The 19,664-nt window shown below is 40.0% G+C and carries 10 protein-coding genes; 6 read left to right on the forward strand and 4 right to left on the reverse strand.

Annotated features, from left to right (window positions below; all coding sequences use genetic code 11):
- Positions 1 to 113 precede the first annotated feature (113 nt).
- The 5 genes from galA to OCV82_RS14460 all read left to right on the forward strand — a co-directional run bounded on the left by galA (position 114) and on the right by OCV82_RS14460 (position 13,330).
- Positions 114 to 2,549: a beta-galactosidase GalA gene (gene galA, locus OCV82_RS14440; RefSeq protein WP_154045071.1), complete on the forward strand. Its 2,436-nt coding sequence runs from the start codon at positions 114 to 116 to the stop codon at positions 2,547 to 2,549.
- A 16-nt stretch (positions 2,550 to 2,565) separates the two neighbouring features.
- Entirely contained in the window at positions 2,566 to 6,288 is a 3,723-nt protein-coding gene (locus tag OCV82_RS14445; RefSeq protein WP_154045058.1) for a beta-galactosidase small subunit-related protein, read from the forward strand.
- A gap of 120 nt (positions 6,289 to 6,408) precedes the next feature.
- The gene (locus OCV82_RS14450) at positions 6,409 to 7,824 is read left to right on the forward strand and encodes a sialate O-acetylesterase (protein ID WP_154045059.1); all 1,416 of its coding nucleotides are present in this window, start codon (positions 6,409 to 6,411) and stop codon (positions 7,822 to 7,824) included.
- Between the two features lie 140 nt (positions 7,825 to 7,964).
- Positions 7,965 to 10,976, forward strand: coding sequence for a glycosyl hydrolase family 95 catalytic domain-containing protein (locus OCV82_RS14455; protein WP_394802666.1), 3,012 nt, complete (start codon positions 7,965 to 7,967; stop codon positions 10,974 to 10,976).
- Positions 10,977 to 10,978: 2 nt separating this feature from the next.
- Positions 10,979 to 13,330, forward strand: a complete 2,352-nt coding sequence (locus tag OCV82_RS14460; RefSeq protein ID WP_154045061.1) for a glycoside hydrolase family 3 N-terminal domain-containing protein — start codon at positions 10,979 to 10,981, stop codon at positions 13,328 to 13,330.
- A 188-nt stretch (positions 13,331 to 13,518) separates the two neighbouring features.
- Here OCV82_RS14460 and miaB read toward each other — a convergent pair whose 3' ends face one another.
- From miaB to OCV82_RS14475, 3 genes are all read right to left on the reverse strand, one after another.
- Positions 13,519 to 14,892 carry a tRNA (N6-isopentenyl adenosine(37)-C2)-methylthiotransferase MiaB gene (miaB, locus tag OCV82_RS14465; protein WP_154045062.1) on the reverse strand — a complete coding sequence of 458 codons (1,374 nt, stop codon included), beginning with the start codon at positions 14,890 to 14,892 and terminating at the stop codon, positions 13,519 to 13,521.
- A gap of 256 nt (positions 14,893 to 15,148) precedes the next feature.
- On the reverse strand, positions 15,149 to 15,973 hold the full coding sequence (gene lgt / locus OCV82_RS14470) for a prolipoprotein diacylglyceryl transferase (protein WP_154045072.1): 825 nt from the start codon (positions 15,971 to 15,973) through the stop codon (positions 15,149 to 15,151).
- A gap of 109 nt (positions 15,974 to 16,082) precedes the next feature.
- Complete coding sequence (locus OCV82_RS14475; RefSeq protein WP_154045063.1) at positions 16,083 to 16,982, reverse strand: diaminopimelate dehydrogenase; 900 nt, start codon at positions 16,980 to 16,982, stop codon at positions 16,083 to 16,085.
- Positions 16,983 to 17,186: 204 nt separating this feature from the next.
- Here OCV82_RS14475 and ruvA point away from each other — a divergent pair, with 204 nt between their 5' ends.
- Positions 17,187 to 17,786: a Holliday junction branch migration protein RuvA gene (gene ruvA, locus OCV82_RS14480; protein ID WP_154045064.1), complete on the forward strand. Its 600-nt coding sequence runs from the start codon at positions 17,187 to 17,189 to the stop codon at positions 17,784 to 17,786.
- Between the two features lie 7 nt (positions 17,787 to 17,793).
- Here the strand turns inward: ruvA and glmS are convergent, their stop codons facing one another.
- Positions 17,794 to 19,638, reverse strand: coding sequence for a glutamine--fructose-6-phosphate transaminase (isomerizing) (gene glmS, locus OCV82_RS14485; protein ID WP_154045065.1), 1,845 nt, complete (start codon positions 19,636 to 19,638; stop codon positions 17,794 to 17,796).
- Between the last annotated feature and the right edge of the window lie 26 nt (positions 19,639 to 19,664).

Here is a 19,664-nt window from a genome sequence, read left to right on the forward strand (position 1 = left end):
TACTTCCTCTTAACATCCTGATACAAAGGTATAAAACTAAAGTTAATTATTAATGAATTATCCAACTTTGTTTGGATTTTAAATGGAAAGTAAATATGAATAGACCATTAAACATGAGAAGAAATATTTTTACATTATTATTGGCCATGATGATGCCTTGGTATCCTTTATATGTTTATTCACAACGTGAACGCATATTAATGGATGAAGGATGGCTATTTGCCTTAGGTTCCGCTTCATCTCCGGAAAAAGATTTTGGATGTGGAACAGAGGATTTCAATTATCTGACTAAAGCCAATTCAGTTCATAACAAAGGTCCTTATTCAAAGGACTTTGATGATTCGGAATGGGAGAAGGTCGATTTGCCGCATGACTGGGCAGTGTATTTACCATATGATAGAAATGCTATACATAGCCATGGATATAAGATGTTGGGGTATAAATATCCTGAAAATAGTGTGGGATGGTATCGTAAGATTATAAACATACCGGAAACAGATTTGGGACGTCATTTGTATTTGCAGTTTGACGGCATTTTCAGGGATTCAAAAATATGGGTCAACGGATTTTATTTAGGAGGTGAGCCAAGTGGATATGCTACACAGACGTATGATATTTCGGAATACCTGAATTACGGGGGAGAAAATTTGATAACCGTTCGTGTAGATGCCTCAATGGCCGAGGGTTGGTTTTATGAAGGTGCAGGAATATATCGTCATGTGTGGTTGCATAAAATGTCTGACTTACATGTGGCTCCTTTTGGAACTTTCATAAGCAGCAGGCTTAACTCTACATATGATTCTGCAGTTTTAAATATTGAAACAAATATAGAAAACTCCGGAATTAAAGCAACATCTTTCAAATTACGTCATATATTATTTGACCGTGAAGGAAAAGAAGTTGGCAGTTGTGATGGTAATGGCGAAAATGTATATCCAAAGACCTCACAAACAGTATGTTCGCAATTGACTGTGGATAATCCGGAGCTTTGGAGTACAGACAATCCATATCTGTACAATGTAATGACAGAGGTTTTTGTCGATGATAAGAAAGTTGATACTTACAATACTACAATTGGTATTCGTGAAGTTAAATTTGATGTGAACAAAGGTTTCCTTTTGAACGGAAAAGTGGTGAAGCTGAAGGGAGTGAATATGCATCAGGATCATGCCGGTGTTGGGGCTGCAATTCCAGATGCCTTGCAGATTTTTCGTTTGAAGAGGTTGAAAGAGTTTGGATGCAATGCTTACCGTTCTTCGCATAATCCGATGACTCCTGAATTGCTAGACGCATGCGACAGTCTGGGTATTCTTGTAATAGAAGAAAATCGTCTTACAGGAATAAATAATGAGCATGTGCGTCTGTTGAAACGTATGATTGAGCGTGACAGGAATCATCCTAGTATTATACTTTGGAGTGTCGGTAATGAGGAATGGGGTATGGAATGGAGTGAACAAGGAACACGTGTGATAGCTTCTATGCGTGAATATTGCCATAGGTTTGATCCAAGCAGGATGATGACTGTAGCATCAAGCGGTGGACCTTCAGTCCTTGTTCCTGCTGATGTGGCAGGTTATAATTACATTCTCCAGAATCCGATTGACAAATACCGTGGGCAATATCCATTACGATGTGGTATTGGTACTGAAGAAATCTCAGGGTGCGGAACTAGAGGGGTATATTTTGATGATTTTAAGAACGGGCATATGGCATCACTTAATCTTAAGCCTAATGGTAAAGACAGTGTACTTAACTGCATAGAACGTGGATGGAAATTTTATTGCGAGCGTCCTTGGTTAGGAGGTATGTTTTATTGGGTTGGATTTGATTTCCGTGGTGAACCTGATCCAATAGGTTATCCACAGACCGGAACTCATAAAGGTATTTTCGATTATTGTGGCTTCCCAAAGGATGAGGCATGGTATTTAAAATCATGGTGGACTGATGAACCTACACTTCATATATTCCCTCATTGGAACCTGGGAGGACATGAAGGCGACAGTATCAAGGTTTGGGTTTACAGTAATTGCGACGAAGTGGAACTTACTGTTAATAATAAAAAACTTGGACGTAAAAAGATGCCTGAAAATGGTCATTTGTCATGGGATGCCGTTTATTATCCTGGTACAGTCAAAGCTATAGGATTTAAGAACGGTAAAAGACAATTAACACGGATGATTCGTACATCAGGGAAACCGGAACGTATTGTACTGACTGCAAACAAGGATACATTGTTTGCAAACGGACAAGATGTAGCTGTTATAGATGTGGAGCTAAAAGACAAGAAGAATAATTTTGTTCCTACAGCTTGTCCTTTGTTAAAGTTTACCGTTGAAGGTCCTATACGGATTTTAGGTGTAGGGAATGGTGATCCTGCATATAAAGATGGTGATTCGCCGAAGGATAGAGGCACGCGCCACTATCAGGTAAAATCATTCAATGGCTTGGCACAAATCTTATTGCAATCTGATACACAGAAGGGAACGGCTACTTTAACAGTAGAAGGAGAAGGGCTTGCCGGAACTTCTTATACAATTGAATGCAAGTAGTTTTTATATTTATCCTATGAAGAAGATAATATTTTTTATTCTATCTATTCAGGCCGTTATTGGAACATCCCAAACAGCGTTTTTTGACAATATATATTATTATATAGAGAATCCGGCAATATTTGAGGTTAATCAGGAGCCGGGAAGAAGTTATTACATACCAGAAAGTAACATTTCACTTAACGGCTTATGGAATTTTAGGTGGTTTGTTACCCCGGATAGCATACCAGCTGATTTTTATAGTTATAGTTACGATGATGATAACTGGGATAAAATAGAAGTACCTTCAAACTGGGAAATGTTGGGATATGGTGACAAACTCTTCAGAAATGTGAATGCCCCATTTAAAGTCAATGTGCCGTTTGTGCCGAGAGACTATAATCCTACAGGTCTGTATCGGAAAACTTTTATAATACCTGATGATTGGGATGGCAAACAAGTATTTTTGCGTATGGAGAAAGTTGCCTCAGCATCATTCGTATGGATAAACGGGCAAGAGGTGGGATATAATGAAGGAGCTCAGGAGCCTGCCGAATATAATATCACGTCTTGTTTAAGGGAAGGTAAAAATGTTATTTCTGTTTTGGTAGTCAAATATAGTGACGGCTATTATCTTGAAAGTCAGGATTATTGGCGCTTTGCAGGAATATTTGATGATGTCATAATCTATTCAACACCGGATACAAGATTGTTTGATTGGTGTGTTGAAACAGAATTGGATGATAATTATATCAACTCAGAACTTAATCTAAGAGTAGATGTAAAAAGGTATGGAAATAGTATAGAAGGTGAGTTGAAAGTAAAAGCCGTTTTGCTGGATAGACACTCCGATATAATAAGTGAGTTTTCATCTCCTTTGTTTGAAATAGACAGGGAACAGTCTGTATCTATATCGAAAGAAATAATCAATCCTTTGAAATGGACTGCTGAAACACCAAATCTATATGACTTGCATTTGTTACTTTTAAACAGTCAGGATAAGATAATTGATAAAATTGAAACAAAAATAGGTTTTAAGGAAACGCAAATAATAGATGGAGTATTTTGCTTGAATGGAGTTCCTGTAAAGATCAATGCTCAGAATTCACATATGCAACATCCGCGATGGGGACATGTGATGCGTGAGGATGTTATCAGACAGGATTTTGAATTATTGAAACAGTTTAATTTTAATGCCGTGCGTACTTCGCATTATCCTCCTGTGAATTCATATCTAAGATTGGCCAATGAGTATGGACTTTATGTAATAGATGAGGCAGGGGTTGAAGCTCATGCAACAGAATGGGTATCTGAAAGAAGTGATTTTACGGAAATGTATAAAGAGAGAGTGCGAAGGATGGTCTTGCGGGATAGAAATTATCCTTGTGTCTTGTTTTGGAGCGCTGGAAATGAGTCTGGTGAGGGATTTAATATTACGGAAGTTGTGAAAGAAGGCAAGAAATATGATGAAACAAGGCTTTGGATGTATGGTGGAAATGCACCAAAACATGAAGCAGAGGATATTGTCGGCCCTAGATATCCTAGTCCGATAGAGTTGGAAATACAGCAAGGTATGGGCTATGATAATGATATAAGACCTTCTTTTATGGATGAATATTTGTCTGTCGCAGGAAATGGAGGCGGTGGATTGGATGATTATTGGCGTGTCATAAATTCTCATTCAAGGATAATTGGTGGAGCTATTTGGGATTTTGTTAGTCCTGGTATAGAAGAAAAAGTAAGGAGGATACAGGACGGCTCACCATTTGATACTCCTGTAAACATTATGGGAAAAGTATCCTTGAAAAGGATTGGGAATAATACGGTTGCGGACTTTAGTGGTCATGATGCATGGATTGAGATTTACAGAGGAGAGAATCTGGAGTTGACGAGTAATCAGCTTATTTTAAAATTTGATGTATATCCGCGTGCTTCATGTAAGGATTCAGGCTCTTTTATAACTAAGGGCAATAATCAATTTGGGGTACATCAAAACGGAGTAGATGAAATAAAGTTTTATATTTTCACTGACAAAAGGTACGAACTGACAGCAAAACTTCCGTTAAACTGGGAGTATAATTGGCATAGTGTATTATGTGAGTATGATGGAAAATTCATGTCTATATCTGTAGATAATATAGAATTGGCAGAGATGCCTGCTAATGGTCATATTAAGAATCTGCCATTCCCGGTAAATATAGGTCGTAATTCAGAAACCCAGGGGTGTGATATTAATGTTGCTATATGTGACGCAATGATTGATAATGTCGCCATATTTGATAAAATCTATTCAGCAAATGTTTTGAGTAAAGAAAATTCTGTACTATGGCTTGATTTTGAGAATGAAAACTCGTCAGGGACATTTTATAGCTATGGTATTGGTGCAAGGACTTACGGTTCAATATGGCCTGACAGAAAGCCGCAACCGGAAATGTGGCAAATGAGAAAATCAGCACAACCGGTTGATTTCAGCTGGATAGATAATAATGGCAATTTTATTGTTGAGATATGGAATAAGCATAGTTTTATAGAACTGGATAAATATTTGGTTGAATGGTTCCTTACGGAGGATTGTAAAATTATCCAACGTGGCATTGTAGATGAGAATATAGCTCCGTTGCATAAAAAGAATGTGGCTATACCTATTTCTATACCTGAAATAAAAGATAATGTAGAATATAGATTGGAATTTAAGGTAAGCCTGAAGAGTAAAGAGATATGGGCCGATAAAGGTCATATAGTTGCATGGGAACAGCTTGATTTGCCATGGCATAGGGACATTGTTTTACCTATGCAATGTGGAAACCATAATTTGAATTGTGTGGATACTGATACTTGTTTGTGGGTCGAAGGAGATGGTTTTAAATATGGATTTTCTAAAGGAACTGGACGATTGTTTTCTTTATATATAAATAATGAGGAGGTAATAAAATCAGATGTTGATTTTAATGTATGGAGAGCCCCTCTTGCTAATGAACTGGACGATTGGGCTGCATGGGGAGAAGATCGTACTGGCTGGAAGAAAGAATATGGTATGCGTACCGTCAATGAACAATATTCTTTCGGGATTGATAAATTGAAGGATATCATGGTATCTTTTGATTATAATAAAGGAAATGATGTTGTCAATATTTATAGCCGAAGCTATAAATTGTCTCCTGATGAGTCTTATGGAAAACTAGATAAGTATATATCAGGCGTTCAGATAAATGGATTTGAGAATATATATAGATATTGCGTTAAAAATACTGGAGAGATTGATATAAACCATATGATTGTTCCACAAGGTAGACTTCCGAGGTGGTTAATGAGGATAGGCCTTACAATGGAAATAGATTCTACTTATAATAATATTTTATGGTATGGAAGAGGACCTCAAGAAAATTATCCGGATAGAAAAACAGGATATCCGGTTGGACAATATAGCTCAAATGTTAATGATATGTATGAACCTTATCTGATACCGCAAGATTATGGTTTGAGGTGTGATAACAGATGGTTGATGATTAAGAATAAGAGCGGACGTGGCTTAAAAATCTCTATGAATGAATTGTTTAATTTTAATGTATATCCGTTTTCGACTGATAATCTAACCAAATCATTATATACTTATCAGTTGAAGAAGAGTAAGACTGTCACTTTGAATCTTGATTATGCAACTTCTGGAGTTGGATGTACATGCAGGTCTATAATGTTACCATATAAAGTACCAGTAACAAAATATGAGAGGAGTATAAAATTTTTGCCTTTAAATAAATAATTGGTAACATTTTAAAATAAAATAGCCTATTTTGAAATTAATCTGTTATGAAATAATACCTGCTATGCAAAGTGTAAATAGTAAGATAAATAATAAGTTTAATATAATATTAATTCAAACATGAAAAAATTAATTACGATTACATGCCTGATGATGATGCAGGCTGGAGCAATGGCAAAAATAGTATTGCCTGAAATCTTGAGTGACAATATGGTTTTGCAGCAGCAAACAGATGTTTGTCTGTGGGGGAAAGCAGATAGTGACAAGGAAATAACAATTTGTCCTTCTTGGACGAATAATGTTTATAGAACAATGTCAGATAAGGATGGCAAATGGATAATAAAAATAGAGACTCCATCTGCAAGTTACCAGACTTATGCCATAACATTATCCGATGGCGAGGAAACTAAGTTGAGTAATATTCTGATAGGTGAGGTTTGGTTTTGCTCCGGACAGTCTAATATGGAAATGCCTTTAAGGGGTTTTTGGAATGCTCCAATAGAAGGTGCAAATGAATTGATAGCTACGGCCTCGAAATGGAAAGGCATACGAGTTGCTACAATAGGAAGGGACGGGCAGACAGCACCTGTTGATTACTGTAGGGGCAGTTGGAAAGTTAGTAATCCTGAAAATGCTCCTGAATTCAGTGCCACAGGGTTTAATTTTGCTATGATGATGAATCAGGTTTTGGATATTCCTATTGGTATTATAAATTGTAGTTGGGGCGGTTCTACCGTAGAAGGGTGGTTACCTCGTGAAATAGTGGCAGAATATCCTGATATTGACCTGGAACGTGATATAAGGAGAGAAGACGGATGGTGGCATTATACTAGCCCTACATTGATGTATAATGGTATGTTACATCCATTACAAAATTATACTATTAAAGGTTTCTTATGGTATCAGGGTGAAGCCAATGTGGGAAAACATAATACTTATGCCGAACGCTTGAGGACAATGGTTGAATTATGGCGTAAAGAATGGGGGCTTGGTGAACTTCCTTTTTACTATGTGGAGATAGCACCTTTCAACTCTCCAGAAACAAATTTATTTGCTCTTCTCCGAGAGTCTCAGTTCAAAGCTCAGTCCATGATTCCTAACAGTGGTATGATTTCTACAAATGATTTGGTTATGCCTTATGAAATGAAAAATATTCATCCGAAGAATAAGACAGATGTTGGGAAAAGACTTGCTTATATGGCGTTGAGCAAAACCTATGGTGTACGTGGTATTGAGGCGTATGGACCAGTTTATAAGTCAATGTATATGAAGGATGGTGATGTTTACCTCACATTTGATAATGCTCCGGAAGGCTTCAATCGCATGTCAGACATGGAAGGTTTTGAGATGGCAGGCGAAGACAAAGTGTTCTATCCCGCAGAGGCTGAAGCGTGTGGTAATCAGATAAAAGTAACATGTGAAAATGTAAAAAATCCTGTTGCCGTAAGGTATGGATTCCGCGATTATAAACCGGGTAATGTAGCAAACCTTCGTGGTCTTCCTTTATATCCATTCAGAACAGATAATTGGGAATAAAATATTTGAAGGTGCTCCATCATTTTTATATTGGTGGAGCGCTTTGCATTTATAAAATTGACCATTTATAAATGGTTTTATTGGATAATTCCATAAAAAGATGTTTTTTTGAAAACTGAAAATATCAAAATCTAATGAGAATGTTAAAACATATATTGTCATTTTTATTATTCACCTTTATTGTGTTTTCTGTTAAAGCAGACAATATTAAAATTGCATGTGTAGGTAACAGTATAACAGAAGGCTTTGGGCTGGAAAATCCGTCGCAGGAAAGTTATCCGGCTGTTCTTCAGTCTTTGTTGGGTGATGATTACGAAGTGGGAAATTTTGGACTCAGTGCCAGAACATTGCTCATGAAAGGCGATTTGCCTTATATGAAGGAACAGCGTTTTAAGGATGCACTTGAATTTCTACCGGATATTGTTACAATAAAACTTGGTACAAACGATTCCAAACCTCATAACTGGCTGCATAAGGATGATTTTAAGCATGACTTGAATACATTGTTGGATAGTTTTTCTGCTTTGTCGTCTTCACCTAAAATATACTTGTGTTTGCCTATCCCTTCTGAAAACAATATATGGGGAATTAATGACAGTATAATACATAATTGTATAATTCCGATTATAAAAGAAGTGGCTGTGGAACGGAACATCAGCATGATAGACCTCAATACAGCTATGAAACCTTATTATCCGAATGAATATCAGGACGGAGTACATCCGAACAAATATGGTGCAAGGATAATTGCTGAGTCTATTTATAAATCTATTACAGGAATGGATCTTTTGCCTGAACTAAGGCGTCCTGAGATGGTATTATGGTATGATGAACCGGCTGCACAGTGGGAGGAAACTTTACCTTTGGGAAATGGAAGACTTGGAATGATGCCTGACGGCGGAACTGAAAAAGAACGGATTGTCCTTAATGAGATTAGTATGTGGAGCGGTTCGGAGGCTGATTATCTTAATCCTGAGGCATCAACCAGTTTGTCTGAAATACGCAGACTGCTTTTTAAAGGGAAAAACAAGGAAGCACAGGAACTTATGTATAAAAGCTTTGTACCTAAGAAACCTGAAAAGGGTGGTACTTACGGTGCATATCAGATGCTTGCCGATATGGATATAGAATATTCCTATCCGGTTGCCGATGAAAGCATGAGCGATTACAGACGTTGGTTGGACTTGAGTGAGAGTGTTGCTTATACTTCTTTCAGAAAAGGTGGGGTAAATTATGTACGCGAGTATTATGTTTCCAGAACTGCAGATGTTATGGTTTTGCATATAAAGGCAGATAAAGGAAATTCAATATCTTTCAAAATGAGTCTGAGCAGACCTGAGAGGGGAGAGGTAGAAAGTCCTTCGGACGGCAAGCTTCTTATATCGGGTGAACTTGATAGCGGAAGCAAGGCAAGAGGCGTACGATACTCGGCCATAACAAGTGTTGTAGGTATTGGAGATAAAGCGGAGAGAGAAACAGGAGAGGGTTATATATCTGTACGAAATGCGGATGAAGCATGGGTATTTGTATCAGCCAAGACTTCGTATCTGAATGGAGAAGTGTATTCTACCGAGGCTGAGCGTGTTTTGGATAATGTCTTGGATTATGACTGGAACAAACTTAAAGCGGAAGCAATTTTGGCATACGGCGATTATTTTCACCGTGTGGGAATTCATTTGCCTGATAATGCCAAGACTTCACATCATACTACTGACAAACGTATAGAGAGTTTTCAGTCGTCAGACGATCCTTCACTGGCTGCATTATATTATAATTATGGAAGGTATCTGCTGATAAGCAGTACACGTCCGGGATGTCTTCCTCCAAATTTGCAGGGCTTATGGGCAAATGAGCCTGGCACTCCATGGAATGGAGATTATCATACAAATATTAATGTCCAGATGAACCATTGGCCATTGGAACAGGGTAACCTGACAGAACTTTATCTTCCATTGATTGATTTGGTGAAACGTCTGGTAGAAAGCGGTGAGGAGAGTGCCAAGTCCTTTTATGGAGAAAACGCCAGAGGATGGGTGCTTCATATGATGACAAATGTATGGAATTATACAGCTCCCGGAGAACATCCGTCGTGGGGAGCTACAAATACAGGTGGTGCATGGCTCTGTGCGCATCTTTGGGAACATTATCTTTTTACCGGAGACAGAAATTATCTGGCGGAGGTTTATCCTATTCTTAAAGGAGCATCAGAATTTTTCTATTCTACTATGGTAAAAGAACCAAAACATGGATGGCTGGTAACAGCTCCTACATCATCTCCTGAAAATTCTTTCTATCTGAAAGGGAAAGACCGTACACCCATAAGCGTCTGTATGGGACCTACTATGGACATACAGCTGGTTCGAGAATTATATTCTAATGTAATAACGGCATCACATATATTGTCTGTCGATTCATTGTATGCAGACTCTTTGAAGAAGGCTATATGTCAGCTTCCTCCTCATCAAATTAGTAAGAAAGGTTACCTGATGGAATGGCTTGAAGATTATGAGGAAACAGATGTACACCATCGTCATGTGTCGCATTTATATGGATTGCATCCTGGCAATCAGATCTCGGTTTATAATACCCCGGAGTTGGCTGAGGCATGTAAGGTGACTTTAAACAGACGTGGAGATGAAGGTACCGGATGGAGCCGTGCATGGAAAATTAATTTTTGGGCACGTTTGGGTGATGGTAATAGAGCTTATAAACTGTTCAAGAGCCTGCTGTATCCTGCATACACTCATGATAATCCTAAACAGCATGGCAGTGGTACATTCCCAAATCTGTTTTGTTCGCATCCGCCATTTCAAATGGATGGAAACTGGGGTGGAACTTCGGGTATAGGAGAAATGCTTCTTCAAAGTCAGGATGGTTTCGTTAGTTTGCTACCGGCAATACCGGATAGCTGGCAAGAAGGTGAATTCTATGGCATGAAGGTGAGAGGAGGAGCTACCGTTGGATTGAAATGGAAGAATGGTAAAGTGGTGCAGGCTATAATAAAAGGTGGTTGGATGCCTGAATTAAAGATTAAACTTCCGGAATATTGTAGTATGATAACGGTTAATGGTAAAGAGTATAGTTCCAAAGGAATCTTACAACTTGATACAGAGAGAGATAAAGATTACATTATAAATTTCAAATATAAATAACTATGAATCAACTAAAGAACCTGTTTATCGCCTCTGCTTTATGCGTAGGCGTGAGTTCGTGCAGCGTACCGGAGAAAAAAGTTCCTGCTGCCATCCCATCAGATCCTGAGATTGAAGCCAACATAAAGGAATGGCTTGGCAAGATGACCTTGGAAGAAAAGATAGGTCAGATGTGTGAAATAACAATAGATGTGGTAAGCGATTTTGAGGAAAGCAAGAAACACGGCTTTGTGCTTAATCCTGCTATGCTCGACACGGTAATAGGGAAATATAAGGTAGGTTCACTTCTTAATGTCCCTTTGAGTATCGCACAGACCAAGGAGAAATGGGCTGAGGCAATAAAGCAGATCCAGGACATATCCATGAAGGAAATAGGAATCCCTTGTATATATGGTGTCGATCAGATACATGGAACGACTTATACTCTAGGCGGTACTATGTTTCCGCAAGGTATAAACATGGCTTCTTCTTTTAACCGTGACCTTGTCCGTAAGGGAGCAGAAATTTCTGCCTACGAGACCAAGGCTGGATGCATTCCATGGACATATGCTCCTGTCGTTGATTTGGGCCGTGACCCACGCTGGTCGCGTATGTGGGAGAACTACGGTGAGGACTGCTATGTAAATGCCGAGATGGGTAAGGCGGCAGTTGCCGGTTTTCAGGGAGAAGATCCTAATCATATCGGTGAGTATAATGTAGCCGCTTGTATGAAACACTATATGGGATACGGCGTTCCTGTATCCGGCAAGGACCGTACACCTTCATCAATATCCCGTAGTGATATGCGCGAGAAACATTTCGCTCCATTCCTTGCAGCTATCCGTAACGGTGCATTGAGTGTAATGGTAAATTCCGGTGTTGACAACGGAATGCCTTTCCATGCTAACCGTGAGTTCCTTACCGAATGGTTGAAAGAAGACCTGAACTGGGACGGTATGATAGTAACAGACTGGGCCGACATCAATAATCTTTGTACACGCGACCATATTGCCGCCACTAAGAAGGAAGCTATAAAGATAGCAATCAATGCGGGTATAGACATGTCTATGGTTCCATATGAGGTAAGTTTCTGTACTTATCTGAAAGAACTGGTAGAGGAGGGAGAAGTCCCAATGAGCAGAATAGACGATGCCGTATCACGTGTCCTTCGTCTCAAATATCGTTTGGGACTGTTTGAGAATCCATACTGGGATATCAAGAAGTATGACAAGTTCGGTTCTTCAGAATTCGCTGCAGTAGCTCTTCAGGCAGCCGAAGAATCTGAAGTTCTTTTAAAGAATGAGAATAATATCCTTCCAATAAAGAAAGGTAGTAAGATTCTGTTGACCGGTCCAAATGCAAATTCCATGCGTTGTCTTAACGGCGGATGGTCATACAGCTGGCAGGGACACCGTGCCGACGAGTGTGCGCAGGCATATAATACTATATATGAGTCTTTGTGCAACAAGTATGGAAAGGAAAATATAATTTATGAACCAGGTGTTACATATGCTCCTTATAAGAATGACAACTGGTGGGAGGAGAACGCTCCTGAAATAGGTAAGGCCGTATCGGCAGCTTCCCGTGCCGATGTGATAGTTGCATGTATAGGTGAGAATTCTTATTGTGAAACTCCAGGTAATCTGACAGATCTTACCCTTTCAGAGAATCAGCGTGATCTGGTAAAGGCACTTTCAAAGACCGGCAAGCCTATTGTCTTGGTATTGAATCAGGGACGTCCTCGTATCATCAACGATATAGAACCATTGGCTCAGGGAGTAATCAACGTAATGCTTCCAAGCAACTATGGTGGTGACGCCTTGGCTAACCTTATGTCCGGTGATGCCAACTTCAGCGCTAAGATGCCTTTTACATATCCTAAATATATCAATGCCTTGGCAACATACGATTACAAGCCTTGTGAGAATATGGGTCAGATGGGCGGTAACTATAACTATGATTCAGTGATGGATGTTCAGTGGCCGTTCGGTTTCGGTTTGAGCTATACAACATACAGTTATGATAATCTCCGTGCAGACAAGACTTCTTTCACCGCAGTTGATGAAATAACGGTGTCTGTAGATGTAACTAATACTGGAAGTGTAGCAGGTAAAGAGGCTGTTCTTCTGTATTCAAAAGATATGGTTGCAAGCAGTACTCCGGACAACATCCGTCTTCGTAACTTTGAGAAGGTTTCATTACAGCCTGGTGAGACTAAGACTGTAAGCATGAAGATAAAGGGAAGTGATCTTGCCTTTGTTGGTTATGACGGCAAGTGGCGTCTGGAGAAAGGTGACTTCAAACTGAAATGTGGCGATAAGTGGATTGATTTAAGCTGTTCAGAAACTAAGGTTTGGGAAACTCCGAATAAATAATTGACAAGAGGGTGTGTCAAAACTAAAATGACTACTCCCTAAAGTTACAGATTATAACTATAATATTTAAAAGGGGCCGTATCAAACTCTGTATTGAGTAATGATGCGGCCCTTTTTTACTCTTTTAGGGTGTTCAAATTTCAAATTATAAGTTCATTTTTTCAAAAAATGAATTTTGACACACCCTCTTATTCAGTAACTTCAACACCCTTCAGGGTAGCTGAGCTTGATTCTGCAATCTTTACTTTTACAAAGTCACCTATACGGTGTGAACCTCTGTTGAATACTACGACTTTATTCTGTTCTGTACGACCGAACAATTGTTCTTTTGAGCGTTTTGATACGCCTTCTGCAAGAACCTCGAATGTCTTTCCTACATCTTTAGCGTTGCTCTCGGCAGAAAGCTGGTTTTGCAATTCAATCATTTCGTTCAGACGTCTGATTTTTATCTCTTCTGGCACATCATCAGGGAGGTGTTTCGATGCGTATGTACCTGGTCTTTCGGAATACTTGAACATGAATGCCGAGTCGTATGCACATTCGCGCATAAGCGACAGTGACATCTGATGGTCTTCTTCCGTTTCGCTGTGGAATCCTGAGAATATGTCTGTGCTGAGTCCGCAGTCAGGAATGATGCGGCGTATAGCCTCTACTCTTTCAAGATACCATTCGCGTGTATATTTTCTGTTCATCAGTTTCAGTATGCGCGAACTTCCGCTCTGTACTGGCAAGTGAATATGCTTGCATACGTTTGGCACCTCTGCTATAACATGAAGTGTCTCGTCGCTCATATCCTTAGGATGTGATGTTGTGAAACGTACTCTCATTCCAGGAACAGCTTCCGCCACAATACGCAGGAGCATAGGGAATGTCACTGTTTCTCCGTCTTTTTCGAAACGGTATGAATTTACGTTCTGTCCCAGTAGGGTTACTTCCTTGTAACCTTTCTTTTCAAGGTCGTGAACCTCGTTCAGGATACTTTCCACGTCGCGACTTCTTTCGCGCCCTCTTGTATAAGGAACGATACAGTAATGGCAGAAGTTGTTACAACCACGCATGATTGACACAAATCCTGAGATGTGATTGCCACAGATACGCGAAGGAATTACGTCGTGATAGGTCTCTGTAGTTGACAGCTCTACATTGATAGCCTTCTCTCCTGCTTCTACCGATGCTATAAGTTCCGGCAAAGTCAGGTATGCATCAGGACCTGCCACGAGGTCAACATGATGGTTTTCTATCAGGTCTTCTTTCACACGTTCTGCCATACAGCCCAATACACCTACTATCAGGTTTTTCCTTTTCTTTCTCAGAGAATGGAAGAATTCCAGACGGTTCAGAATTTTCTGTTCCGCGTTGTCTCTGATAGAACACGTGTTCATAAACACTGCATCAGCTTCCTCAAGGGTTTCGCATGGAGAGTAGCCTGCCATCTGCATGATGGATGCTATTACTTCACTGTCTGCCACATTCATCTGGCATCCGTAAGTCTCGATGAACAGTTTCTTGCTGTCCTGTTCAGTTGCAGATTTTAAGTCTGCTCCTGTTGATTCATTTGTCATAATTGATTGATTTATTGATTAAAATTTTTGCAAAGATAGTGCAAATAGAGGGAAACACAAAGTGGAAAACGGGGTTTTCGGCTCATGTCGCAGCCGGTAGGAGTTACAGGTAAGAGATATGAATGTTTTTTCTTTTATAGAGGAATGAAATTTTACAATAATATTCAGAACATATTTGTATGAAAATGGAGAAATAAAAAATAGGAACCAATCCTTACATCAAAAAGATTGGTTCCTATTCTTTTTATTCAGTTTCTCAGAATGCTTCTTTACGCTTTCCGCTTGTAAAAATCAGATATATACCGAGCAGAATAAGTGGTACACTGAGCCATTGGCCTATATTGAGCGTCATGCCTACTTCTTCTGCCACTTGAGGATTCTTGATGAATTCAAGTCCGAGACGCGCTCCGAAGAATATCAGAAGTGAAATTCCGGTGATAAGTCCGATTCGTTTCTGAAGGCCGAATTTGTGGTATGCCAGCCATGAGAATATAAAAGCTACCGCACAATACAGCATTTCGTATATCTGTGTAGGATGACATGCCTGTGCCACTCCATTCTGGTTGTAAAGTTCTTGCCATTCACGTGAACGTACAAACTCAAATCCCCATGGGAGATCGGTAGGATAGCCGAATATCTCGGAGTTCATCAGATTTCCGAAACGGATACATGCACATACCACTGCCACTGCAGGTATCAGACGGTCGAACAACCACCATACGCTTTTGTGTGTAACCTTTTTGGAATACCATATCAGGGCAAGTATTAATGCGAATACTCCTCCGTGACTGGCAAGTCCGCCTTTCCATATTTTAAGAATCTCTAATGGGTGTGAGCCATAATAATCCCATTCGTAGAACAGACAGTGTCCCAGACGTGCTCCTACAACGGCGCTCACTATACAATAAACAAATAGTTTGTCTGCCCAGTCGTCAGGGTGACCTTCTTTCTTGAACAGGCGTGAGCCCATTTCGTATGCCAGGATAAATCCCAAGCCCCACATTAGTCCATACCACCTGATTTCTATAGAACCAAGGCGAAGAAGTATGGGATCTACGTCCCAAACGATGCTTCCTAAAATCATACTTTTGAGTTTTTTGAATTATATATGCAAAGGAAATAAAAAAATCTCTCTCCCAAAATGAATAGGGAAAGAGATTTTATGGAAAGATTGATAAATAGTCTGATGATTATACCAGATGAGCGATAAGTTCTTCGCGGTCGCCTTCAAGAAGGTCGATTACAGGAACTTCGATCATTGTGTAACATCCTGGCTGCTGACGCATAGAAGCACGTGCCACGCAAACCAATACCTGAGCAGTAAGAGCTGGGTTGTTGATCTTCATGTCGAATTCGAACAACTGATTGTGTGTCTTACCGGAAACACCTTTGCGTACAAGGTTTACACCATGACCAACATCGTTGAGGTCGTCAACACAAGGAACCTGAATAACGTGAGTCTCGTCGTTTACGAAATATGCATCCGACTTGATTGCTGCTTCAACAGTCTTGAAGTCTGCACCTTCTTCAAGTTCTACATACACCATACGGCGGTGGATTCCTGTACCTACAGGGATTGTCATTGACAATGCATCCTTAACACCTGCGATGGCGCGTACTGCAACAGAGTGTCCCATGCTGCGGCCCGGACCGAAGTTAGTATATGTGATACCTTTTGGAGCGATTGCTTCAAGAAGTGTACGTACTACAGAGTCGCTTCCCGGATCCCATCCTGCAGCAATGATTGAAACAGCATTGTGTGCCTTAGCTGTTTCGTTCAATGTGCGGCGTAATGATGTGATCTGTGTGTGTATATCGAAACTGTCAACTGTATTGATTCCCAATGCAAGGATTTCTTTTGCGTATTGCTCTACGCTGCGTGTAGGAGTTGCAAGAATTGCTACGTCAACGTTTTCAAGTTCTTTGATGTCTTTCACTACTTTATATGGTGTAAGTTCTGCTGGTTTGTTTGCGTCACCATTACGGCGAACCACACCTGCGATTTCAAAATCAGAAGCAGCTTCAAGTGCTTCGATTGTAAACTTTCCAATGTTTCCGTAACCTACTACGGCAGCTCTAATCTTTTTCATAATTTTATTGGTGTTTAATTATTTGTTCTTATTCATTTTGTTACAAGAAATGTATCCTGTATTTTTGACGATGCAAAAATAAAAAATTAGAATTGTTCTAAAGAGAAAAAGGAGAACGTTTTTTGAAATATTTCGGACGTAACTTACAATTTATAACTTTGTTATGCTTATTTTTGTCGTTAACTTATAATTTATAACTTAAATATGATTGAATATATAAAAGGAAAACTTGCTGATGTTACACCTACCATGGCGGTAGTCGATTGTAACGGAGTTGGATATGGTGTGAATATTTCTCTGAATACATTTTCTGCCATACAAGGGAAGGGGGATGTAAAACTATATATATACGAGGCTATAAGGGAAGATGCGTATGTACTTTATGGCTTTGCGACAAAACAGGAAAGGGAGCTTTTTCTTATGCTGATAACAGTGTCGGGAATTGGTGGTAATACAGCCAGAATGATTCTCTCTGCTTTAAGTCCGTCTGAATTATGTAATGTGATAAGTTCAGGCAATGAGAAATTGCTGAAGATGGTCAAGGGTATCGGACTGAAGACTGCACAGCGTATAATAGTGGAACTGAAGGACAAGATACAAAATATAGGTGTAGAAAGCACCGGAAATGTTCCTACACCTATATCTGCTGCCAATAATGAAATATATGAAGAGGCAGTTGCTGCTTTGACTATGTTGGGATTTGCACAGGCACCGTCGCAGAAGGTTGTCGGACAGATTCTTCATGAAGAACCGGATGCGCCTGTGCAGAAAGTCATCAAGATTGCCCTTACAAGACTAAGGTGACGGTGGATTATTCCACGGTCACTGATTTTGCAAGGTTTCGTGGACGGTCAACATCCAGTCCTCTGCATACTGCTATATGGTATGCCATCAGTTGTAGCGGAATGGATGTTACCAGAGCGTCCAGACACTCAGGAACTGCAGGTACCGGTATGCTGAAATCGGCAAGTGAGCTGATTACCGTGTCACCTTCTGTAACAATAGCTACCACTCTTCCGCCACGTGCCTTTATCTCCTGAATGTTACTCAGAACCTTGTCGTAGAGTGGTGAATTTGTTGCGATGACCACTACCGGCATTTCGGCATCAATCAGTGCAATCGGTCCATGCTTCATTTCTGCTGCCGGATAACCTTCGGCATGTATATATGATATCTCTTTTAGTTTCAGTGCTCCTTCCAGTGCTATCGGGAATGAATATCCTCGTCCCAGATAAATGAAATTACGTGCGTATGTAAACATTCTCGACAGACTGGCAATGTAGTCATTCTGTTTTAGAACCTGACGCATTTTTTCAGGTATATCATTGAGTGATGATACTATTTCTTTGTATTCATCGGTTGATATTGTTCCCATTTCCTGTGCCAGTGACAGGGCAAACATCAGAAGTACAGTAACCTGACCGGTAAATGCTTTTGTCGATGCCACACCGATTTCTGGTCCAACGTGTATATAAGAACCGGAGTCGGTTGCACGTGCAATGGATGAACCTACTACGTTACATATTCCATAAACAAATGCTCCGCTGCTATGAGCAAGTTCAATCGCTGCAAGTGTGTCTGCCGTTTCGCCACTTTGTGAAATAGCTATTACTACATCGTCCGGCGAAATTACAGGGTTACGATAGCGGAACTCCGAAGCGTATTCCACTTCTACAGGTATGCGACACATTGTTTCAATGAGTTGTTTCCCTATAAGTCCTGCATGCCATGATGTTCCGCATGCCACGATAATGAAACGTCGTGCTTTTATGAACTTTTCCCTATGTTCTTTTACCGCCGAGAGCAATATTGACATAGTTTCCGGGTTAAGACGACCACGCATGCAGTCGGCTATACATTCAGGCTGGTCGAATATTTCCTTTATCATGAAATGAGGATATCCACCTTTTTGTAACTGTCCGATATTTAATGCTATGGTTTGTGCCTCGTGCGAGCATTCCACATTGTCCAAATCAACAATCTTGATCGGTTCACCATTTCTTAGTACTGCTATTTCTCCGTCTGACAGATATATCACCTTATTAGTATATTCCACTATAGGGGTGGCATCCGATGCAAGGAAGTATTCATCTTCGCCAATACCTACCACCAGAGGACTGCTCTTTCTTGCTGCAATGATTGTTTCAGGATGATTTCTGTCTATTACGGCTATGGCATATGCTCCAATTACCTCTTTTAATGCCAACTGAACAGATGTCAGAAGATCCAGATTTCCTTCTGTCTGGATATAATCGATAAGTTGTACCAATACTTCCGTGTCAGTACTGCTTTTGAAGACATATCCTTTATCTATAAGTTTCTGTTTTAGGAGAGCATAATTTTCGATAATCCCGTTGTGTACTAAAGCCAGACGACCACTCATAGAAGTATGAGGGTGAGAATTTACCGTACTAGGTTCTCCATGTGTTGCCCAACGTGTATGTGCAATACCCATTGACGCTGATGTGTCTTTACCTGTTACGGTTTGTTCCAAGTCTGCAACTTTTCCTACTGATTTATAAACTTTCAGGTCTCCCGGAGTATTTATAAGTGCCACTCCGGCACTGTCGTATCCCCTATACTCCAATTTTCGGAGACCTTCCACAAGCACAGGCCATGCCTGACGCTTACCGATGTATCCTACGATTCCACACATATTTATTTACTTGTTTTCATTCAATA

The organism is Bacteroides cellulolyticus, from assembly GCF_025567135.1.
GTDB lineage: Bacteria > Bacteroidota > Bacteroidia > Bacteroidales > Bacteroidaceae > Phocaeicola > Phocaeicola cellulolyticus.